Below are 20,288 nucleotides of genomic sequence, written 5' to 3' on the forward strand. Positions count from 1 at the left end.
CAGACGAGCGCTCACAGGTGCGGTGAGGATAAGCGCTGGGCGCTGCGTACTCAACGGCAAAACGCGGAGCGTTCCAAAACCGTTGCCACGCGGGGCTCTCAGAACGCGAGAGGGCGCCCACCGCGATGCGGTGGGCGCCCTCGTCGTGCACTGCAGCCAGGGACCAGAGGCTGGTCTCCTACTGGTTGTCGGACTGACCCTCGTCAGCCGCGTCGGCGTCGCCGTCGGGGGCCTCAGTGGGCTCCACGCCGATGTGGTCGAGCTCGTGGAGCTGCTGCTCGATGTAGGTCTTCAGGCGTGCCCGGTAGTCACGCTCGAAGGCCCTCAGCTCGTCGATCTTCTTCTCGAGCATGTTGCGCTCGCGGCTGAGCTCCTCGAGGATCTGCGCCTTCTTCTGCTGAGCCTCGTGGACCATGCCGGTCGAGCGCTCGCGGGCCTCGGTGATCAGCTGCTCGTGCTTGGTGGTCGCCTCGCCGATGAGCTCATCGTGCCGCGCCTGAGCGGTGGCCAGCAGCTCGTCGTGGCGGGACTGGCCCACGGACAGCAGCTCGTCGTGCTTGGCCTGGCCGACCGACAGGAGCTCGTCGTGCTTGCTCTGACCGTCGCCCACGAGCTCGTCGTGTCGTGCCTGTGCCTCGGAGATCAAGCGGTCCCGGGTGGACTCACCCTGACCGACGTGCTCGTCGTGCAGTCGCTGAGCCATCTCGAGCAGGGCAGCCGCACTGGCGCCGCCACCCGCGGCCGCACCCAGGGCCGTCGCCGTGTTGCCCTGCTCCGCGGCTGCGGCGACCGGAGCCGCCTGCGCCGCGGCCTTCGCCTGGGCCTGGGCGGCCTCGAGCGCCTTGGCCTGCTCGGCGTTGGAGCGCTGGAGCTCCTCGGCCTGCTGCTTGGCCTCCGCCGCACGCTGCTCCGCCTCGGCGGCGCGCTTCTCGGCCTCCTTGGCTCGCGCCTCGACCGCCAGGGCGCGCTCCTGGGCACCCTTCTCGGTGTCCGAGATGCGACCCTGGGCTGCCTGCTCGGCCTCGTCGGCGCGCGCCTGCGCGGTCTTCTCGGCCTCCTCCGCGCGCGCCATCGCCGCGGCGATGCGCTCCTGGGCTGCCTTCTCGGCCTCCTGGGCCTTGGCCTCGATCGCGGCGAGGCGCTCCTCGGCCTCGCGGACCGCCTTCGCCTCCGCCTCCTGGGCCGCCTTCGCATCCGCGGCCTTGGCAGCGGCCGCGTTGGGGTCGGCCTTCGCGACGGCCGGCATCCCCTTGGTCTGCCGGCACTCGTTCAGCTGGTCGCGGAGGTCGTCGCCCTCCTTCACGATGCGTCGCATCTCGGCGACGACCTCGTCGAGGAAGTCGTCGACCTCGCGTTCGTCGTAGCCACGCCGGAACTGTGTCGGCGTGAAGTTCTTGTTGAGGACGTCCTCAGGCGTGAGCGTCATTCAGTCACCTCGGTTGGCTGGCATGAGCAGTGCAGGTAAAGCATCCCAGAGAGTGGGTCACGCGCCAGCCTAGAGGATGCGCTGGCGACCCGATGGAAACGGGCGAGAAGTAGCCATTCAGATGACACTCATCGCCATGGTGGTCAGCAACATCAGGACCAGGAAGGCGAGGTCGAGGCGCATCGTGCCCAGGGTCAGCGGGGGGATCAGCCTCCGCAGCGCCTTCAGCGGGGGGTCGGTCACGGTGTAGACGATCTCGGCCACGACGAGGATCGGGCCGCGCGGTCGCCACTCCCGCGCGAACGCCTGCACCCAGTCGAGGACCAGTCGTCCCAGCAGGACGACGAAGAACAGGAAGAGGACGAAGCGCAGGACGCTCGCGACGATGTTCTGACCCAGCAGCATGGGCTCACCCTGCCATGGGCGGCTTGGCGTCCGCTGTGAAGGTCAGGACTGGTTGAACAGGCCCCGGGCCGCGGTGGGCGCCGCCGGGCCCTCCTCGGCAGACACCTCGACGTGGGCGGGCGACAGCAGGAACACCTTGGAGGTGACCCGCTCGATCTGCCCGTGCAGGCCGAAGACCAGGCCGGCGGCGAAGTCGACCAGACGCTTGGCGTCGGAGTCGTCCATGTCGGAGAGGTTCATGATGACGGGCGTGCCGTCACGGAAGCTCTCGCCGATGTTCTTGGCCTCGTTGTAGGTGCGGGGGTGGATCGTGGTGATGCGGTTCAGGGCGCCGACCTCGACATCGCGGACCACCCGGGCCACTGGCGTGCGCTGCGGCAGCGGAGTGACCGCCGCGGAACGCTCGGCCGGGGCCTCGTGGTGGGCGTGCTCGTCGTAGTCGTACTCGTCGTAACCGTCATAGCGCTCGTCATCCTCCGCGAGCCCGAGGTACACCATCGTCTTGCGCAGCGCCCCAGCCATGTGCGAGCTCCCTTTGGGTTCAGTGCCTACTGTCCGTTCACGATCACGCCTGGTCCACGTCATCGCCGTCTTCGCAACTGAAGTTACCGGTGTGACTGCCGAGAACCGAGGATTGCGCTCCCGACACGCAGGTGTGTCGCTCCCTGCGCGACGGCCGCCTCGAGGTCCCCACTCATCCCCGCGGAGATCCACGTCGCACCCTCGTGCGCCTCCCGTATGCCGTTCGCGACCGCCCGCAGCCGGGCGAAGGCCGGCGCCGGGTCGGCTCCCAGTGGCGCGACCGCCATCACCCCCCGCAGCTGGAGGTGGTCGCACCCCGCCACCTGCTCGGCCAGCGCGGCCGCGGCGCGTGGGTCGACCCCACCCCTGTCCGCGGGGCCACTGGGAGGCTGGCCGTCGAGGGAGACCTGGACGAGCACGCCCGGACGCACACCCCGGGCGGCCGCCGCGCGGTCGAGCGCCGCGACGAGCTTGGGGCGGTCGACGGACTGGACGACGTCGGCATACGACACGACAGACGCCGCCTTGTTCGTCTGGAGCCGGCCGATGAAGTGGAGCTCCACGTCCCGTCGCCGGGCCAGCTCGGCCACCTTCGCCGACGCCTCCTGGTCTCGGTTCTCCCCGATCGCGGTGACCCCGAGCCCCACCAGGAGGTCGACGTCGGTGGCGGGGAAGAACTTGGTCACCGCGATCAGGGTGATCTCCGACGGGTCCCGTCCGGCCCGGGCGCACGCGGCGCCGATGCGCTCGCGCACCCGCTCGAGGTTGTCGGCGAGCTCTGCGCGGCGGGCTTCGGTGCCGCTCACCTGGCTCCGGCCACGACGACGCCCGCGTAGCGCCCGGTCTGCCCGTCCCTGCGGTAGGAGAAGAGCCTCTCGTCCTCACGCGCACACCCCGGGACCCACTGCACCGCGACGTCGTTGGCGGCCAGCTGGGCCACCACCCCCGTCGCGACGTCGATGGCGGGGGTGCCCGACCACGACCGCGCCGAGGACTCCGGCGTCACCTTCGCCGCAGCATCACGCAGCTCCGTCGGGACCTCGTAGCAGCGGCCGCAGACCGACGGCCCGACCACCGCGCTGATCTCACGGGCGCCGAGGCCGCGCATCTGCTGCACGGCGGTGTCGACGATGCGGGACATCATCCCCGGCCGTCCGGCGTGGACCGCACCGACGACGCCGACGGCCGGGTCAGCCAGCAGGACCGGGGTGCAGTCGGCCACGAGGACCGCCAGGGCCAGGCCCGGGGCGGCGGTCACGATGCCGTCCGCCGCAGGCGGCTCTTGAGCACCCCACTCGCGCTCGACCACGACGACGTCGCCTCCATGGCACTGCTGCATGAACAGCAGGTGATCGCGTTGCACCCCAACGGCTTTCGCGACCCGGGCGCGATTCTCCTCAACGGCCTCCGGGTCGTCGCCCACATGTCCCCCGAGGTTGAGGGAACCGAAGTCTGCGCCGCTGACGCCCCCCTCGCGGTCGGTGAAGGCCCAGTCGACGGTGCCGGTGCGTGCGCGCCAGTAGAACACCGCACCAACCTACGACAGGGGCGCCGGACGCGTCCGGCGCCCCTGTCGGCGTGGTCTCAGCGTGTCGTCACTTCAGGAAGTCGGGCACGTCCAGGTCGTCGCCCTCGTCGAAGGTGACGGTGCGCGGCGGTCGACCCGCGGGCTCGCGCTGCGCCGCGGGCTCGACGGGGGTCGCCTCCGACGTCTGCACCGGGGACTCCTGAGACGCCACGGGCTGCGGGACGGGCTCGAACCTCGGCGCAGCCGGTGCCGGAGCCGACGTGGCTGCAGACACCGGTGTGGTCGGCGTCGCCGGAGCGGCCTGCTGCGTGGCTGGACGGGACGACCCCTGGATCTGGCCGATGGCGCGGTCGTTCTCGCGCTTGAGCGGAGCGCCACCGTCGAAGCCTGCGGCGATCACGGTCACCCGCACCTCGTCGCCCAGGGCGTCGTCGATCACGGCGCCGAAGATGATGTTGGCCTCGGGGTGCGCGGCTTCCTGCACCAGTCGCGCGGCCTCGTTGATCTCGAAGAGACCGAGGTCGCTGCCACCCTGGATGGACAGGAGCACGCCGTGCGCACCGTCGATGCTGGCCTCCAGCAGGGGGCTGGAGATGGCGAGCTCGGCGGCCTGGACGGCCCGGTCGTCACCCCGCGACGAGCCGATCCCCATGAGGGCCGAGCCGGCACCCTGCATGACGGACTTCACGTCGGCGAAGTCGAGGTTGATCAGACCCGGCGTCGTGATCAGGTCGGTGATGCCCTGGACACCCGACAGCAGCACCTGGTCGGCGGAGCGGAAGGCGTCGAGCATGCTGACGGTGCGGTCACTGATCGACAGCAGCCGGTCGTTGGGGATGACGATGAGGGTGTCGACCTCTTCGCGCAGGTTGGCGATCCCGGTCTCCGCCTGGTTGGCCCGGCGACGTCCCTCGAAGGTGAACGGACGCGTCACGACGCCGATCGTGAGCGCACCCAGACCCTTGGCGATCTTGGCCACCACCGGCGCGCCGCCGGTGCCGGTGCCACCACCTTCACCCGCGGTGACGAACACCATGTCGGCCCCCTTGAGGACCTCCTCGATCTCCTCCGCGTGGTCCTCGGCTGCCTTCTTGCCGACCTCGGGGTCCGCGCCCGCACCGAGGCCCCGGGTGAGCTCACGGCCCACGTCGAGCTTGACGTCGGCATCGCTCATCAGCAGGGCCTGGGCGTCCGTGTTGATCGCGATGAATTCGACGCCCTTGAGGCCGACCTCGATCATGCGGTTGATGGCGTTGACGCCACCTCCGCCGATGCCGACGACCTTGATGACGGCCAGGTAGTTCTGTGGTGCTGCCACGGCGGTGGGCCTTCCTGAATGCGGTGCTCTGGTAGTGGTCGTCGCTGGGTGCTGGCGAGTCCGTGGTGGTGCTCGTTGCCGCTCGCCGGTGCCTCGACGTCAGGTTGAGGGTTACCCTCATCGACGTCCAGATGCCTCGTTTCGGTGTCGCCGACGCTATGCGTCGCATGGGTCACAGGCAACCTGATCGACCGCGTGTCGCAGCACAGATTCACCCGTTTCCACGGTTTGTCCGCGGGGTACCGGGACGCCATGTCACACGCGTCACTTCAGCCCCACGAGTCACAGTCTGACACGAGCTCCGAGAGTCGCTCTCAGCGGGTGACAGGCGTGTCGGGAGCACTCACGTCGATGACCGACGGCCGGGCCGCGAGCAGCGCCGTCATGATCGCGACCTTGCGCTCGGGATCCTCGATCCCGCCCCAGACCACAGACGTCCGGCCGATCCGCAGCGTCACCAGGTTGGCACTGCTGACGGTGATGTCGGAGACCCGCTTCTGGGTCGATGCCGGGAGCGCCTTCAGCACGCTGACCGCGGCCGCGAGGGCGTCGCGCGACAGGGCCGCCGTCGTCGCGGCGTTGACGCTCGGAACTCCCCGCGGAGGGGTGCTGACATGGGCATAGGCGACCCCGGTGTCATCTACAACCTGTAGTTGACCTTGAGGGTTCTTGACGACGAGAAACGGCTGGCGGGGGCTCGCGTGGATCACCAGGGTGCTGGGCCACGACCGTTCGATCGACACGTCCGCCACGGTGGCGCGCTCGGCCACCCGGGCGGCCACCGCGCCGCTGTCGACGCGGGCCAGCGGCTCCCCCAGCGGGACCTTGGCCATCGCCCTGATGGCCGCGACCTCGGTCTCGGGAACCCCGACCACCTCGACGTGCCGGACCGCCAGGACCGGGCTGAACCCGACCACCCAACCGAGGAGCAGCACGAAAGCCACGCCCGCCGCGGCATACCCGAAGAGTCGCCAGGGACGTTGCCGCACCTCGTGTGCGCGGCGCTGGAACCGGGCCCGCGAGGACGCGAGGCCGGTGCGGCCGGCGCTGGCCTGCGACCCGGCGAGACGGCTCATGCCTGACCCAGGGCGCGCAGGATCTCGGGCCCGATCATCGTCACGTCCCCGGCACCCACGGTGAGGACGAGGTCGCCCTCGCGGGTCAGGCCGGCGACGTGCTCGGCCACGGCCGACCACGAGGCGATGACCGTGACGTCCGCGTCCGGGCGCAGCTCACGCAGCGCGTCGGCGACGAGCTGGGAGGAGACCCCCGGCATCGGGTCCTCCCGCGCCGCGTAGATCTCCATGAGGACCACCACGTCGGCGGGCAGCAGCGCAGCCGCGAACTCGCGGGCGAAGTCGCGCGTGCGGGAGTAGAGGTGCGGCTGGAAGACGACGACGAGCCGCCCCTGTCCGGCCAGGTCCGCACCGGTACCCACGACCGCCGCGACCTTGCCGGGGTTGTGGGCGTAGTCGTCGACGACCGAGACACCGGCAGCCGACCCCTTGGGCTCGAACCGGCGCCGCGTCCCGGTGAACCCGAACAGCCCGTCGAGCACTCGGGTCGGGTCCTGACCCAGGCCTTCCACGGCGACCGTGTAGGCGGCGGCGGCGTTGAGCAGGTTGTGCCGGCCGGGGATGTTGATCCGCAGGCTGCGCGGGACGCCGTCCGGCCCCGTGACGGTGACCCTGCCCATCAGGCCACGGAACACCTCGTCGCGCAGGACGACATCGGCCTCGGCGGACCAGCCGTACGTCAGCACCCTCGTGCCCGCGGCCCTGGCCACCTGCGCCAGCTCCCGCGATCCCGGGTCGTCCTGGCAGGCGACGAGCAGACCGTCTTCGACGATGGTCTCCGCAAACGCCGAGTAGGCCTCCTGGACCCGCTCGAAGGTGCCGTAGAAGTCGAGGTGGTCGGGCTGGACGTTGGTGACGACCGCGATCTCGGGTCGGTAGACGAGGAAGGAGCCGTCGCTCTCGTCGGCCTCGGCGACGAACACGTCGCCGGTGCCCCAGTGCGCGTTGGTGCCGTGCTTCGCGAGCTCGCCGCCCGCCGCGAACGACGGGTCCATCCCGCAGTGCTGGAGCGCAACCGTGAGCATCGACGTCGTGGTGGTCTTGCCGTTGGCCCCGGCGACGGCCACGCGACGCGAGTCCGCCATGGTGCTCGCGAGGGCCTGGGAGCGGTGCAGGACGCGCAGTCCCGCGGCGCGGGCGGCGGCCAGCTCGATGTTGGACTCCCGGATCGCCGAGGAGATCACGACGGTGTCCTTGCCCTCCACGTATGCCGTGTCGTGGCCGACGTGCACCTCGGCGCCTTCGGCAGCGAGGGCGGTGAGCACCGGGGACTGCTTGGCGTCGGACCCGCTGACCGCGCACCCCCGGGCCAACATCACCCGGGCCACGCCGGACATGCCGGCGCCACCGATGGCGATGAAGTGGACCGAGCCGAGGTCGGCGAGGGGAGGCACTGGCTGGGTGAAGTCGAAGCGTTCGTTGGCGCCGTTCATCGGTGCCCCGCAACGGAATCCGTGAAGGCAGCCGCCACCATGTCGGCCAACAGCTCGTCGGCGCCCCGCTCCCCCACAGCCGCCGAGGCCGCGGCCATGGCCTGCATGCGCTCGGCGTCCGAGACCAGCGGCACGAGGGTCTCGTCGACCCAGCCCGGCGTGAGGGCGGCATCCTCGACCAGCAGACCTCCGCCGGCGGCGACGACGTCGGCCGCGTTGAAGCGCTGTTCCCCGTTGCCGATGGGCAGCGGGACGTAGACCGCGGGCAGCCCCACCGCGGTCAGCTCGCACACGGTGTTGGCTCCGGCGCGGGCGACGACGAGGTCGGCCGCGGCATACGCAAGGTCCATCCGGTCCGCGTAGGGGGCGACCACGTAGGGGGGTCCGATGCCGCTGTTGTCGGCGACGAACTCCTTGCCCGCCCCGGTGAGGTGCAGGACCTGCACCCCGGATTCGCGCAGCACGGCGACGCGCGCCTCGAACGTCGTGTTGAGCCGCTGCGCGCCGAGGGACCCACCGGTGACGAGCACGGTCGGCCAGTGCGGCTCGAGGCCGAAGTGCTCCAGGGCCTGGGGACGGACCGCGGCCCGGTCGAGCTGGGCGATCTCTCGTCGCAGCGGCATGCCGATCGCCGTGGCGTGGGCCAGCCGGGTGCTCGCGAACGTGGTGGCCACGAAACGGGTCATGCGGGCGCCGACGCGGTTGGCCACGCCGGGCCGGGCATTCTGCTCGTGCACGACGATCGGGACGTGTCGGCGACGGGCCGCGAGGTAGGCGGGAGTGGAGACGTAGCCGCCGAAGCCGACCACGACCTGGGCCCCCGACTGCTCGATGGCACGATCGGCCGCCGCCACCGCGTCCCGCAGGTTGCCCGGCAGGCGGAGCAGGTCTGCGGACGGTCGGCGTGGCAGCGGCACCTTCGGCACGGTCATCAGGGGGTACCCGCGCTCGGGGACCAGCCTGGCCTCGAGGCCCGTCTCGGTGCCCAGCGCGGTGATCACGACTCCCGGGTCACGCCGGCGCAGGCAGTCGGCGAGCGACAGCAGCGGCGAGACGTGGCCTGCTGTCCCACCGCCGGCCAGCAGGACCGACGTGGGGCTGGGTCCAGCAGCCATCAGCGACGTCCCCGACGCCCCGGCAGGACAGCGAGCGAACGACGCACCACGGATGGTTTGGCCGACAACGCCTCGGCGCACCCGGGCTCCCTGCGGGCAAAGGACAAGAGCATCCCCAGGGCGAACATGGTGGTCATCAGCGAGGACCCGCCATACGAGACGAGTGGCAGCGGCACACCGATCACGGGGAGCAGGCCGATCACGGCACCGATGTTGATGACGGCCTGGATGACGATCCAGGCCATCACCCCGGCGGTCGCGATGCGCACGAAGGTGTCGTCGGTGCGCAGCACGATGCGGTAGCACACGAGCGCCAGGGCACAGAACAGGCCGAGCAGCACCAGGGTGCCGGGCAGGCCGAGCTCCTCGCCGATGATCGCGAAGATGAAGTCGTTGTGGGCCTCGGGCAGCCACTGCCACTTCTCGCGGCTCGCGCCCAGGCCAACTCCCCACCAGCCCCCGTCCGCCAGGGCGTAGCGGCCGTGCAGCGGCTGGCGGTAGGCGCCGTACTGGTTGGTGTCCTTGCCCAGCCAGACGTCGAACCGCGACAGCCGGTTGGGGCTGGTGACGATCATGGCCACCGCGAGGGCGGTGAAGAGCGAGCAGCCGGAGACGAACATCCGCCGGGGCACGCCCGCCGCGAACAGCAGCCCGGCGATGATGCCCCCCATGATGATGACGGTGCCGAGGTCCTTACCGAGCAGGACCAGCCCGATCGTCGCCCCTGCGGCCGGGACGAGGAACGGGACGAGGACGTGCCGCAGCTGGCCCAGCAACTTGCGCTTGGCGGCCAGGACGGTGGCGCCGACGAGAATGAGCCCGAGCTTGGCGAACTCCGAGGGCTGCAGCGTGACCGGACCCAGCGCCAGCCAGTTGCGGTTGCCGTTGACGGACACCCCGAGCGGGGTGAAGACGAGGAGCTGGAGCAGCAGCGCCCCGGCGAGCATCGGCACCGCCAGCGCCTTCCACACCCGCGGGGGGATGCGGACCCCGATGAACATGACGATCGTGCCCATCGCGGCGAACTGGAGCTGCTTGCGGAAGTAGACGTAGGGCGTGGCGTTGTTCGTCTGGACGAGGGACATCACCGACGAGGCGGACAGCACCATGATCAGCCCGATGATGACGAGCACCGCGGTCACGCTGAGCAGGACGTAGTAGCTCGTCACGGGTGAGTCGAGTCGCTGCAGCCACCCTCCGACGCGGCCGGTTTCGGACTGGCCCGTGCCGTTCGCGGAGGCGTGCCCGGCGGTCCGAGCCCTGGGGGGCGCGGTGGTGGCACTGCTCACGGCTACTCTCCTGCAGACCCGGCGCGGCGGGCGACCGCCGCGGCGAAGGCATCGCCTCGGGCACCGTAGTTGGGGAACATGTCCATCGAGGCCGCTGCGGGGGCGAGCAGCACGACGTCGCCGGGCTGGGCGAGCTCGGCGGCGCGCGCCACGACGGTCTCCATGACTCCAGTGTCCGTGCTCGACACCTCGACGACGGGGACATCCGGCGCGTGTCGGGCCAGCGCCTCCGCGAGCCTGGCGCGGTCGGCGCCGATGAGGACGACACCGCGCAGCCGGCCGGCAGCCTCGCGGACCAGGTCGTCGACGTCGGCGCCCTTCAGCAGGCCGCCCGCGATCCAGACGACGTGCTCGAAGGCGTGCAGGGATGCGGCGGCCGCGTGCGGGTTGGTCGCCTTGGAGTCGTCGACGTAGCGGACCTCGTCGACCTCCCCGCAGTCGGCGATGCGGTGCGGGTCGGGGGTGAAGGCCCGCAGGCCGTCACGGACCGCCACCGGTGGCACGCCGTAGGCCCGGGCCAGGGCCGCGGCAGCAAGGGCGTTGGCCACGTTGTGCGGCGCGAGGGTCGCAGCGCCGCCGCGGACGTCGTCGAGGGTCGCGAGCTCGGCGGCCGAGGTCTTGCGCTGCTCGACGAAGGCCCGGTCGGCGAGGATGTCGTCGACGACACCCAGCATCGACAGGGCGGGTGTGCCGAGCGTGAACCCGATCGCCCGGCAGCCCTCCTGCACCTCGGCATCCATGACCAGCCGTTCGGTGACGGGGTCCTGCACGTTGTAGACGCAGGCCACCTTGGTGCGGGCGTAGACCTTGCCCTTGGCCCGCTGGTACTCCTCCATCGAGCCGTGCCAGTCGACGTGGTCGGGGGCGATGTTGAGGCACGCCGAGGCATACGGCGCGATCGAGTCCGACCAGTGCAGCTGGAAGCTGGACAGCTCCACCGCGATGACGTCGTAGGGCTCCGGGTGCAGCACCGCCTCGAGGATCGGCGTCCCGACGTTTCCTGCCGCGGTGGCGCGCAGCCCCGCCGCCCGCAGCATGGACGCGAGCATCGTGACCGTCGTCGTCTTGCCGTTGGTGCCCGTGATGGTCAGCCACGGCGCCGGGCCGACTTCGGCGCGCATCCGCCAGGCCAGCTCGACCTCTCCCCAGACGGGGATACCGGCCTGCGCGGCCGCGACGAGCAGCGGCTGGTCCGGGCGCCACCCCGGGGAGGTGACCACGAGGTCCGGGAGCTGGCCGTCCGGCATACCCGTCACGTGCTCGGGGCCGACGCGCACGTCGACGCCGAGGATGTCGAGGATGCGGGCGCGCTCGCCGAGCGCGGTGTTGACCGCCGGGTCTCCCCCGTCGACCGCGACGACGCGGGCCCCCCGCTCGTGCAGGGCGTCGGCTGCGGCGAACCCGCTCACGCCGAGGCCGGTCACGACCACGTGGATGCCGCTCCAGTCGGCGCTGCCGCTGGTGAGGCCGTCCAGCCGTCCGCTCACGCTGCGCCCACGACCCACTCTGCGTAGAACAGGCCCAGCCCGAGGGCGACGAAGAGCCCCGCGATGATCCAGAACCTGATGACGATCGTGACCTCGTTCCACCCGAGCAGCTCGAAGTGGTGCTGGAGGGGTGCCATCCGGAACACCCGCTTGCCGGTCAGCTTGAACGACCCGACCTGGATGATGACCGACAGGGTGATCGCCACGAACAGGCCGCCGAGGATGACGACGAGCAGCTCGGTGCGGGTGGTGATCGCCAATCCGGCGAGCAGGCCGCCGAGCGCGAGGGAGCCTGTGTCCCCCATGAAGATCTTGGCCGGGGAGGCGTTCCACCACAGGAACCCGAAACAGGCACCCATGGCCGCGGCGGCCACCACCGCGAGGTCCCGGGAGTCGCGCACCTCGTAGCACTTGAGGCCGGGGGTGGTCTGGCAGTTCTGGTTGCCCTGCCAGATGCCGATCAGGACGTAGGCGGCGAAGACCATCACGGAGGCACCCGTCGCGAGGCCGTCGAGCCCGTCCGTGAGGTTCACCCCGTTGGACGTGCCGGCGATCATGATGTTGGCCCAGATGATGAACAGGAGCAGGCCGAGCAGCGTGCCGGCGAAGGCGAGGTCGACGCCGGTGTCCCGCACGAAGGAGATGTGGGTCGACCCGGGCGTGCGGTTCTTGCTGTTGGGGAACTGCAGCACGAGCACCGCGAAGACGACCGCGACGAGCGTCTGGCCCATGAGCTTCTCCCGCGACCGCAGGCCGAGGCTGCGCTGCTTGGAGATCTTGATGTAGTCGTCCAGGAACCCGACCAGTCCCAGCCCGGCCATGAGGAACAGCACGAGCACCCCGCTCCAGGTCACCGGGGTGCCGGTGGTCAGGTGCGCCAGGACGTATGCCGAGAGGCTGGAGCCGATGATGACCGCGCCACCCATCGTGGGCGTGCCACGCTTGGTGTGGTGCGAGGTCGGGCCGTCGTCGCGGATGAACTGGCCGTAGCCGCGGCGGACGAGGAACTTGATGAACATCGGGGTGCCGAACAGCGCGCCCACGAGGGAGAGGACGGCCGCGAGCAGCACCGCCTTCACGTCGCGCCCTCCTTGCTCTCGTCCGTGGTGCTGTCGTCTGCGTCCGTGCCGGCCAGTCTGTCTCCGAGCCACCGTAGTCCGGCATCACGGCTGGACTTGAACAACACGACGTCACCGGGGCGAAGTTCTTCGGCCAGCAGATCGTAGGCGGCGTCCGCATCCGGGACCCACACGGCCTCGTCGCCCCAGGACCCCTCGTGCTGGGCGCCGGTCGCCATCGGCCGGGCAGTCTCTCCCACCACGACGAGCCGCGAGATGTTGAGGCGGACGGCGAGTCGTCCGATGGCGTCGTGCTCGCTGGTCGAGTCCTCGCCGAGCTCGAGCATCGACCCGAGGACGGCCCAGGTGCGGCGGGGCGGCGCGGCGTCGGCGCTGTCCCGACCACCGCTCATCGCCACGAGCGCCTTGAGCGCCGCCCGCATCGAGTCGGGGTTGGCGTTGTAGGCGTCGTTGACCACGGTCACCCCATCGGGACGTTCGGTGACCTCCATCCGCCACCGGGAGGCCGGCACGGCCGTGGCCAGGGCATCCACGACCTCGGTCAGGGCGAGCCCGCACTCGAGGGCCGCCGCCACGACGGCCAGCGCGTTGCCCACGTGGTGCTCTCCGTGCAGGGCGAGCGTGACGCGTGCCTCGCCCTCGGGGGTCACCACGGCGAACGAGGGACGCCCCGACGGGTCGAGGGTGATGTCGGTCGCTCGGATGTCGGCGTCGGGGGCCGTCCCGACGAGCCGCACCCTCGCGGCGGTCTTCGCTGCCATGGCGCGCACGACCTGGTCGTCCGCGTTGAGCACCGCGAGCCCACCGGGGGGCAGAGCCTGCACGAGCTCGGCCTTCGCGACGGCAATGGCCTCGCGGGAGCCGAACTCACCCACGTGTGCGGAGCCCACGTTGAGCTCGATCCCGATGCCGGGTGGGGCGATTCGCGTGAGGTAGTCGATGTGGCCGATTCCCCTGGCGCCCATCTCGACGACGAGGAACCGGGTCTGCGGCGTGACGCGGAAGACGGTCAGCGGCACGCCGACCTCGGAGTTGAGTGACCCCACCGGCGCCACCGTCGGCGCCACGCTGGACAGCACGCTGGCGAGCAGGTCCTTGGTCGACGTCTTGCCCGAGGAGCCGGTGATGCCGATCACGGTCAGGTCGGGGTGCCGGTCGACGACGGCCCGCGCCAGCGAGGCCAGACCCGCCTGGATGTCCTCCACCACGACGGCCGGCAGCTCCTCGACCGGCCGGGTGGTCATCGCGGCCACGGCCCCGAGCCCGGCCGCGGAGGCGACGAACTGGTGGCCGTCCAGCTGCTCACCGATGCGGGCGATGTAGAGCCCACCCGGTCCGGCCTCCCGCGAGTCGGTGACGACGGGGCCGTCGATGACCAGGTCAGCGGCGGCGGTGTCGTCCAGCCCCTCCAGCCGACCACCGGTGATCTCGGCAATCTCCTTGAGCGAGAACGGGATCATCGCCCGGCACCGCCCGCACGCGGGCCTTCGGCGACCAGCTCGTCCAGCGCCCGACGTGCCTGCTCCCGGTCGTCGAACGGGTGCACCGTCCCGGCGATCTCCTGGCCGGTCTCGTGACCCTTGCCGACGATGGCGACCACGCTCCCGGGCCCGGCATCGTGGGCGGCGCGGACCGCGACCGTGATGGCCTCGGCGCGCCCGGCGACCTCCCGCAGCGCGCCGCCGGTGGCGATGGCGGTCGCGTGGCCCCTCGCCCCGTCGAGCACGGCGGCACGGATCACCGCCGGGTCCTCGGACCGCGGGTTGTCGTCGGTCACGACGACGAGGTCGGCGTTCGACGCGGCGGCCGCGCCCATGGCGCCGCGCTTGCCGCGGTCGCGGTCGCCCCCGGCGCCGAGGACGACGACGAGGCTGCCGGCGGTCTGCGGCCGCAGCGCCTTGAGCGCAGCGGCCACGGCGTCAGGGCTGTGCGCGTAGTCCACGACGACCAGCGGCAGGCCGAGCTCGGCCGCCGTGTCGAGATCGAGAAGCACCCTCTCCATCCGGCCGGGGACGTGCGGGTCGACCAGGAGCGCCCGCTCGGCGTCCGGCGCCGCGATCCCCCCGGCCATCAGCGCCATGGCCGCCATGGCGGTGTTGACGCGGTTGAACTCCCCCGGCAGGGCGGATCGCAGGTGCAGGGTCGTCGCGCCATCGGACAGCGTGAACCGCGATGGGTCCTGCTCCCCCGCCACGACCCGCCAGTCGGCGTCCACCTCCGGCACCGACGTCAGCGTCGTGACGGGGACGGTCGCGAGCGTGGCCAGCTCGCGGCCCCACTCGTCGTCGACGCACACGATCCCGCGCCGGGAGCGCTGCGGGGTGAAGAGCTGCGCCTTGGCCAGGAAGTACTCGCGCATCGTGGAGTGGAAGTCGAGGTGGTCCTGCGAGAGGTTGGTGAACAGGGCGACGTCATAGACCACGCCGTCCACCCGGTGCTGGCTCAGGGCGTGGCTGGAGACCTCCATGACACAGGAGTCGACCCCGCGTTCGGTCATCACCGCGAGGAGGGCGTGCACCACGGTGGCCTCCGGCGTGGTGCGGACGCTCTTGACCCGTTCGTCGCCGATCCGCGTCTCGACCGTGCCGATCAGGCCGGTGGTGTGGCCGAGCGCCGTCAGCGCCGAGTCGATGAGGTATGCCGTGGTGGTCTTCCCGTTCGTCCCGGTCACCCCGTACATCCGCATGGCGAGCGTGCCCGTGCCGTAGACGAGGCAGGACACGAGTCCGACGAGGCTGCGTGGCTGCTCGACCACCACCAGGGGCAGGTCCACTCCCTCGGCGTCGAGGAGGTCCTGTCCGGCCCGGTCGGTCAGGACCGCCACCGCGCCCGCCTCGCGCGCCGCCGCGGCATACCTCGCGCCGTGGGCGTTCGCGCCGGGAAGGGCCGCGTACAGGTCACCGGCCACGACGTCCTGGGAGGACAGGCTCACGCCCGTGACCTTGCGGTCCTCACCCACGAGGGCGCCCCCGACGAGGGTGGCCACGACTGACAGCGGGGTCGCCGCAGGGGACGACGGACGGGGGGATGGCACGGACAGCGAGCCTACCGTCAGCGACTTGAGCCGGATGCGCCCGACCTGCGGTCGCGGATGACGCTGGGGTCGCTGGCGGCCGGGATCGTCGCGGGGCTGAGCTTGGCCACCGGCGACGAGGTGCCGGTCGGCGGGATCTGCAGCTCTTGCAGTGCGTAGGTCATGATGTCGTGGAACACCGGGCCGGCGACCACACCGCCGAAGTAGCCCTTGATGGGGCGCTGGATGGTCACCGCGACCACGATCTGAGGGTCGTCGGCCGGCGCGAAGCCGATGAAGCTGGCCGTCTTGCCCGAGTACCGGCCCTGCGCGGCGTCGTACCGGTCCGCGGTGCCCGTCTTGCCTGCCACGCGGTAGCCGGCGATCTTCGCCTGGGGTGCCGTCCCCTCCTTGGTGACGACCCCTTCGAGCATGTCGCGCACCTTCTGGGCCGTGTCGGGAGACACGACCGTGATGGGCGACGCCTTCGGTGCCGGGGTGAAGCCGCCACTGCCGTCGCCGACCCCCGCGATGATCCGCGGCGGGATCCGCACTCCGTCGTTGGCGATGGTCTGGAAGACCCCGGCCGCCTGGAGCGCGTTGACCGACAGGCCCTGGCCGAACAGGACGGTGTAGCGCTGGGACCCGCTCCAGCTGTTGACGTTCGACAGGAGACCGGGGCCCTCACCGGGGAAGCCCATCCCCGACGTCTGGCCGAGCCCGAACTTGCGAAAGTAGTCGTACATCGTCGCCGGCTTGACCTTCTCGCCCGCGAGGATGGTCCCGATGTTGCTGGACTGCGCGAGGACCCCCGCGAACGTGAGGTACTCCGTCGGGTGGTCGTGGCTGTCCCTGAACTCCCGGTTGTCGGCGCGGTGGATCCGGTTGGGGACCTCCACCACGGTGGACGGGGTCACGACCCCCTCCTGGATGGCCGCCGCGGCGGTCATCACCTTGCCGGTGGAGCCCGGCTCGTAGACGTCGTTGAAGGCCTTGTTGGTCCAGTTGTCGATGGACTGGCCGGGCTGGTTCGGGTCGAAGGTCGGGTAGGACGCGACGGCCAGCAGCTCGCCCGTCTTGGCGTTCTCGACGACGACGGTGCCCGACAGCGCCTGCGTCTGGATGACCTTCTGCGCCACCGCGTTCTGGGCGAACCACTGGAGGTCGGAGTCGATGGTGAGCCGGACGTCGTGGCCGGGCTGGGGGTTGATGGTCTCCTGCGGCGCGTTGGGGATGGGACGGCCGTCCTGGGACTGTTCGTAGATGGTCTTCCCGGACTTGCCCTTGAGGGTCTTGTCCATGAGGACCTCGATGCCGGACCCGGCGGTGCCGTCGGACTGGAGGAAGCCGACCAGGGCCGAGGCGGCCGTCGCGGTGGGATAGACCCGGTCCGAGGTGGCTTCGGAGTAGATGCCGTTGACGCCCAGCTCGGAGATCTTGCGCCAGTTGAGCGGGGTGACGTTCTTCTGCAGCACCCGGTACCTGGCCCGGCCGGTCAGCTCCGGGGTCAGGGTCGCGACCGGGATCCCGAGCAGGGGTGAGAGGTCCTGCGCCGCGCCGGCCACCCCGACCTTGACGCGCACCCCGTTGACCGTCTTGACGTACTGCGGCACCGCGGTCTGGTCGACGGTCACGGTCCGGCGCTCGATGCTCGAGGCCAGGATCGTGCCGTTGCGGTCGGTGATGGAGCCGCGCATGGCCGGCAGCGCCACCGTCGCCGTGCGCGAGGACTGCGCGTCCTTGGAGACGGCCGAGGCGTCAAAACCCTGCAACCGCAACAGCTGGGCGCCGAAGATGCTGAAGACGAAGAGCACGGCGATCGTCATCGTCCGCATCCGCCGACGCGGGCTCGACCCGCTGAGGTTGACGGCGCGACGCGCGGGCGGACGGGGCGGTCCGGGCGGATGGGGCGGTCGAGGCCCTCCGGGGGGCCTGCTGCTCGAGCGAGGGCCCGGCTTCGTGGCCCTGGGCGTGCGAGCGGGCGCCTCGGGGCGCGGGGCACGCGGGCCCGGCTTCGCGGCACCGGCGCGAGTCGCCGAGCCTGTGCCGGCCGCTGTGCCCTTGCCGGCCGCTGTGCCCTTGCCGGCCGGCGTGCCCGGCCGGGCCGTCGTGCCCGTGGCGCGCTGGCTCGAGGTCGCGGGGCGGCGCGGGTTTCCGGGGCGAGTGCCTCGGGTCTGCGTCACTGGGTACCTCGGTCCGTTCTGGTCGGTGCTGGCTGTGGTGCGGGTCCGCTAGTGCTTGGGCGGCACGGCACTGCGGGCCGTGCCGGGCCGGGTGGACCTGCCGGGCTTGGCCGGCTTCTTCGCCGGTGCCTTGGTCGTGGTGGTGCTGGTGGTGGTCCCGGTCTTGGCGTTGACGCTGGTCACGGTGGTCACGACCGAGCCGTCGGGCTTGGTGACCACCACGGTCGTCGTCGTCACATTCCCCTTCTTCGTGCTGGTCGTCGCCGGGCCGCCGCTCGTGGCCTGAACTGACTTCGCCGAAGTCCCCTGAGCCGCCGTGACCACGGTAAAGCCGCCGCCCTTCTTGGCCGGCTCCGCCACGCCGAGGACCTTGCCGTCCGAGAGCCGCAGGAAGGCCGCGGAGCTGGCCGGCACCATGCCGAGCTTCGTGGCCCGGGTCGCGAGGTTGGCCGGGCTGCGCTGGGCGTCGATGGCCTGCGTGAGGGCGTCCTGGGTGTCGGCGAGCTCACCGGAGGTCGACTGCAGGTTGTGCAGGGTGAACGACCCTTCGGCCATGGCCGTGTTGAGCATCAGCAGCCCGAACAGACCTGCGCAGAGCAGGACCATGCACACGGCCGCGAAGACGCCGTTGCCCGGGTGGCCGACGGCGGCGGGGACCACCTTGAGGGGTTGCTGGGGCGCGGCCCTGCGGGCAGGGGCGCGCGTGACGACCCTCGCGGTCGCCGTCTGCTGGCTCATCGGTGGGTTCCCTTCGTGGTGGCGTCAGTGGGTCGGGTGCGCTCGGCGGCGCGCAGGCGCACCGAGGCGGATCGGGGGTTGGCGGCCTGCTCCTGCGGGCTGGCCTCCTCGGCGCCGCGGGTGAGCAGGCGCAGGTATGCCGCGTGCTCGGGCAGCTCCACGGGAAGGCCCTGCGGGCTGCTTCCCTTGGCGCCGGCCGAGAGCACGCGCTTGGTGATGCGGTCCTCGAGCGAGTGGTACGACAGGACGGCGATGCGCCCTCCGACGCCCAGGGCGTCGACGGCGCGCGGCAGGGCGGCGGCCCAGACCGAGAGCTCGGCGTTGACCTCGATGCGCAGGGCCTGGAAGGTGCGCTTGCCGGGGTGTCCCCCGCTCTTCTGCGAGGCGGCCGGGACGACCTTCTTGAGCAGCTCGACGAGGCGGCCCGAGGTGGTGAACGGCGCCTCGTCGCGCTCGCGGACGATGGCGCCGGCGATCTTGCGCGCGAACCGCTCCTCGCCGAACTCGCGCAGCAGCGTCTCGAGGGCGGCGGCGTCGTAGGTGTTGAGGACCTCGGCGGCAGTCAGGCCGGTGGACTGGTCCATCCGCATGTCCAGCGGGGCGTCCTGGCTGTAGGAGAACCCGCGGTCGGCTTCGTCGAGCTGGAGAGAGGAGACCCCCAGGTCGTAGAGCGCGGCGTCGATGTGGTCCACGCCGGCCTCGGCCAGGGCACGTGGCACCTCGTCGTACACCGCGTGGACGAAGGTGACCTGCGCGGCATACGGGGCAAGGCGTTCGGCGGCGAGCGCGAGCGCCTCCCGGTCCCGGTCGATGCCGACGACGTGGGCGCCCGGGCAGCGCTCGAGGATCGCTGCGGCATGGCCGCCCATGCCGAGGGTGCCGTCGAGGTACACCGCGCCGGGGGCGGTCAGGGCCGGGGCGAGCAGGTCGACGATGCGGTCGCGGAGCACCGGAATGTGCCGGTCGGCGGCCATTCCTCGTGCGTTCATCGACATCTCCTGCGGGACGGTGCTGGTACTGCGGTGGCGGTCGTGCGGCGGTGGTGCTGTCGTGCTGGTGCTGTGGTGGCCCTGCGGTCAGGTCTCCATCCGCTTCAAGGGATGCGGCCCGGGACGGGGGAAGTCGTCCCGGGATACGAAGCGGCTGGAGACCTGGCTCCAGGGGCACGGGGCTCACAGGAGCCCCGGGATGACCTCCTCCGACTGGTCGGAGAAGCCCTGCTCGGTGCTCTCGAGGTACGTGGTCCAGCTGTCGGTGTCCCAGACCTCGACCCGTGAGCCGGCGCCGATGACGGTGCAGTCGCGGGTCAGGCCCGCGTAGGCCCGCAGGTTCGCCGGGATCGTGACGCGGCCCTGCTTGTCCGGCACCTCGTCCGAGGCGCCCGACAGGAAGACACGGGTGAAGTCGCGGACGGCTTTGCTCGTCGTCGGCGCGGCCTGCATCTGCTGGGTCACCTTGAGGAACTCGTCCATCGGGAAGACGTACAGGCAGCGCTCCTGGCCGCGGGTCACGACCAGGCCGTCGGACATCCGCTCGCGGAACTTCGCCGGGAGGAAGAGGCGGCCCTTGTCGTCGAGCCGGGGGCTGTGCGTCCCGAGAAACATCGCGCCCCCCTCCCCTGCCGACCCGTCCGAGGACCCCACGGCCCTCTGGTTTCCCCCACTTTACTCCACCAA

Annotated in this window: 19 protein-coding genes; 1 reads left to right on the top strand and 18 read right to left on the bottom strand. The window is 71.3% G+C overall.

The features are described 5' to 3' along the window. Positions 1 to 178 precede the first annotated feature (178 nt). The 15 genes from BJ986_RS00810 to BJ986_RS00880 form a co-directional block, all read right to left on the bottom strand. On the bottom strand, positions 179 to 1,426 hold the full coding sequence (locus tag BJ986_RS00810; protein WP_179420270.1) for a DivIVA domain-containing protein: 1,248 nt from the start codon (positions 1,424 to 1,426) through the stop codon (positions 179 to 181). A gap of 117 nt (positions 1,427 to 1,543) precedes the next feature. Further along, positions 1,544 to 1,831 (bottom strand): YggT family protein, encoded by a 288-nt coding sequence (locus BJ986_RS00815; RefSeq protein WP_179420271.1) that lies wholly within the window; start codon positions 1,829 to 1,831, stop codon positions 1,544 to 1,546. A gap of 42 nt (positions 1,832 to 1,873) precedes the next feature. Then, positions 1,874 to 2,353: a cell division protein SepF gene (locus BJ986_RS00820; RefSeq protein WP_179420272.1), complete on the bottom strand. Its 480-nt coding sequence runs from the start codon at positions 2,351 to 2,353 to the stop codon at positions 1,874 to 1,876. 83 nt (positions 2,354 to 2,436) lie between these two features. Then, entirely contained in the window at positions 2,437 to 3,159 is a 723-nt protein-coding gene (locus BJ986_RS00825) for a YggS family pyridoxal phosphate-dependent enzyme (RefSeq protein WP_179420273.1), read from the bottom strand. Then, positions 3,156 to 3,881 (bottom strand): peptidoglycan editing factor PgeF, encoded by a 726-nt coding sequence (pgeF, locus tag BJ986_RS00830; protein ID WP_179420274.1) that lies wholly within the window; start codon positions 3,879 to 3,881, stop codon positions 3,156 to 3,158. The genes BJ986_RS00825 and pgeF overlap by 4 nt, the downstream gene beginning before the upstream one ends. A gap of 67 nt (positions 3,882 to 3,948) precedes the next feature. After that, entirely contained in the window at positions 3,949 to 5,199 is a 1,251-nt protein-coding gene (gene ftsZ / locus BJ986_RS00835; protein WP_179420275.1) for a cell division protein FtsZ, read from the bottom strand. A gap of 314 nt (positions 5,200 to 5,513) precedes the next feature. Then, a complete protein-coding gene (locus tag BJ986_RS00840; RefSeq protein WP_179420276.1) occupies positions 5,514 to 6,275 on the bottom strand; it encodes a cell division protein FtsQ/DivIB in 762 nt (253 codons plus the stop codon). Next, positions 6,272 to 7,708, bottom strand: coding sequence for a UDP-N-acetylmuramate--L-alanine ligase (gene murC / locus BJ986_RS00845; RefSeq protein ID WP_179420277.1), 1,437 nt, complete (start codon positions 7,706 to 7,708; stop codon positions 6,272 to 6,274). Before murC ends, BJ986_RS00840 begins: the two co-directional genes overlap by 4 nt. Beyond that, positions 7,705 to 8,823: an undecaprenyldiphospho-muramoylpentapeptide beta-N-acetylglucosaminyltransferase gene (murG, locus tag BJ986_RS00850; RefSeq protein WP_179420278.1), complete on the bottom strand. Its 1,119-nt coding sequence runs from the start codon at positions 8,821 to 8,823 to the stop codon at positions 7,705 to 7,707. The genes murC and murG overlap by 4 nt, the downstream gene beginning before the upstream one ends. Further along, entirely contained in the window at positions 8,823 to 10,112 is a 1,290-nt protein-coding gene (ftsW, locus tag BJ986_RS00855; RefSeq protein ID WP_179420279.1) for a putative lipid II flippase FtsW, read from the bottom strand. Before ftsW ends, murG begins: the two co-directional genes overlap by 1 nt. A 2-nt stretch (positions 10,113 to 10,114) precedes the next feature. Beyond that, positions 10,115 to 11,599: a UDP-N-acetylmuramoyl-L-alanine--D-glutamate ligase gene (gene murD / locus BJ986_RS00860; protein WP_337794641.1), complete on the bottom strand. Its 1,485-nt coding sequence runs from the start codon at positions 11,597 to 11,599 to the stop codon at positions 10,115 to 10,117. Continuing rightward, positions 11,596 to 12,678 carry a phospho-N-acetylmuramoyl-pentapeptide-transferase gene (gene mraY / locus BJ986_RS00865; protein ID WP_179420281.1) on the bottom strand — a complete coding sequence of 361 codons (1,083 nt, stop codon included), beginning with the start codon at positions 12,676 to 12,678 and terminating at the stop codon, positions 11,596 to 11,598. Before mraY ends, murD begins: the two co-directional genes overlap by 4 nt. Further along, positions 12,675 to 14,138: a UDP-N-acetylmuramoyl-tripeptide--D-alanyl-D-alanine ligase gene (locus BJ986_RS00870; protein ID WP_179420282.1), complete on the bottom strand. Its 1,464-nt coding sequence runs from the start codon at positions 14,136 to 14,138 to the stop codon at positions 12,675 to 12,677. Before BJ986_RS00870 ends, mraY begins: the two co-directional genes overlap by 4 nt. Continuing rightward, positions 14,135 to 15,712, bottom strand: a complete 1,578-nt coding sequence (locus BJ986_RS00875; protein WP_337794642.1) for a UDP-N-acetylmuramoyl-L-alanyl-D-glutamate--2,6-diaminopimelate ligase — start codon at positions 15,710 to 15,712, stop codon at positions 14,135 to 14,137. The genes BJ986_RS00870 and BJ986_RS00875 overlap by 4 nt, the downstream gene beginning before the upstream one ends. A 17-nt stretch (positions 15,713 to 15,729) precedes the next feature. Further along, on the bottom strand, positions 15,730 to 17,517 hold the full coding sequence (locus BJ986_RS00880) for a peptidoglycan D,D-transpeptidase FtsI family protein (RefSeq protein ID WP_238338038.1): 1,788 nt from the start codon (positions 17,515 to 17,517) through the stop codon (positions 15,730 to 15,732). Between BJ986_RS00880 and BJ986_RS00885 the strand changes: the two genes are divergently transcribed. Further along, positions 17,486 to 17,926: a hypothetical protein gene (locus BJ986_RS00885; protein WP_179420284.1), complete on the top strand. Its 441-nt coding sequence runs from the start codon at positions 17,486 to 17,488 to the stop codon at positions 17,924 to 17,926. The two genes, BJ986_RS00880 and BJ986_RS00885, sit on opposite strands and share 32 nt — an antisense overlap. On the opposite strand, the gene ftsL is transcribed toward BJ986_RS00885, so the two are convergent. The 3 genes from ftsL to mraZ form a co-directional block, all read right to left on the bottom strand. Then, a complete protein-coding gene (gene ftsL / locus BJ986_RS00890) occupies positions 17,923 to 18,612 on the bottom strand; it encodes a cell division protein FtsL (protein ID WP_179420285.1) in 690 nt (229 codons plus the stop codon). The genes BJ986_RS00885 and ftsL overlap by 4 nt on opposite strands. Then, complete coding sequence (gene rsmH, locus BJ986_RS00895) at positions 18,609 to 19,601, bottom strand: 16S rRNA (cytosine(1402)-N(4))-methyltransferase RsmH (RefSeq protein WP_179420286.1); 993 nt, start codon at positions 19,599 to 19,601, stop codon at positions 18,609 to 18,611. The genes ftsL and rsmH overlap by 4 nt, the downstream gene beginning before the upstream one ends. A 183-nt stretch (positions 19,602 to 19,784) precedes the next feature. Then, positions 19,785 to 20,216 carry a division/cell wall cluster transcriptional repressor MraZ gene (gene mraZ, locus BJ986_RS00900; protein WP_179420287.1) on the bottom strand — a complete coding sequence of 144 codons (432 nt, stop codon included), beginning with the start codon at positions 20,214 to 20,216 and terminating at the stop codon, positions 19,785 to 19,787. Positions 20,217 to 20,288 lie beyond the last annotated feature (72 nt).

The organism is Pedococcus badiiscoriae (assembly GCF_013408925.1).
Taxonomy (GTDB): domain Bacteria; phylum Actinomycetota; class Actinomycetes; order Actinomycetales; family Dermatophilaceae; genus Pedococcus; species Pedococcus badiiscoriae.

Coding starts and splice junctions, on each gene's coding strand:
- BJ986_RS00810 (WP_179420270.1), bottom strand. CDS start 1,426: ATGACGCTCACGCCTGAGGACGTCCTCAACAAGAACTTCACGCCGACA.
- BJ986_RS00815 (WP_179420271.1), bottom strand. CDS start 1,831: ATGCTGCTGGGTCAGAACATCGTCGCGAGCGTCCTGCGCTTCGTCCTC.
- BJ986_RS00820 (WP_179420272.1), bottom strand. CDS start 2,353: ATGGCTGGGGCGCTGCGCAAGACGATGGTGTACCTCGGGCTCGCGGAG.
- BJ986_RS00840 (WP_179420276.1), bottom strand. CDS start 6,275: ATGAGCCGTCTCGCCGGGTCGCAGGCCAGCGCCGGCCGCACCGGCCTC.
- murC (WP_179420277.1), bottom strand. CDS start 7,708: ATGAACGGCGCCAACGAACGCTTCGACTTCACCCAGCCAGTGCCTCCC.
- murG (WP_179420278.1), bottom strand. CDS start 8,823: ATGGCTGCTGGACCCAGCCCCACGTCGGTCCTGCTGGCCGGCGGTGGG.
- BJ986_RS00870 (WP_179420282.1), bottom strand. CDS start 14,138: ATGATCCCGTTCTCGCTCAAGGAGATTGCCGAGATCACCGGTGGTCGG.
- BJ986_RS00885 (WP_179420284.1), top strand. CDS start 17,486: ATGCTGAAGACGAAGAGCACGGCGATCGTCATCGTCCGCATCCGCCGA.
- BJ986_RS00880 (WP_238338038.1), bottom strand. CDS start 17,517: ATGACGATCGCCGTGCTCTTCGTCTTCAGCATCTTCGGCGCCCAGCTG.
- ftsL (WP_179420285.1), bottom strand. CDS start 18,612: ATGAGCCAGCAGACGGCGACCGCGAGGGTCGTCACGCGCGCCCCTGCC.
- rsmH (WP_179420286.1), bottom strand. CDS start 19,601: ATGAACGCACGAGGAATGGCCGCCGACCGGCACATTCCGGTGCTCCGC.
- mraZ (WP_179420287.1), bottom strand. CDS start 20,216: ATGTTTCTCGGGACGCACAGCCCCCGGCTCGACGACAAGGGCCGCCTC.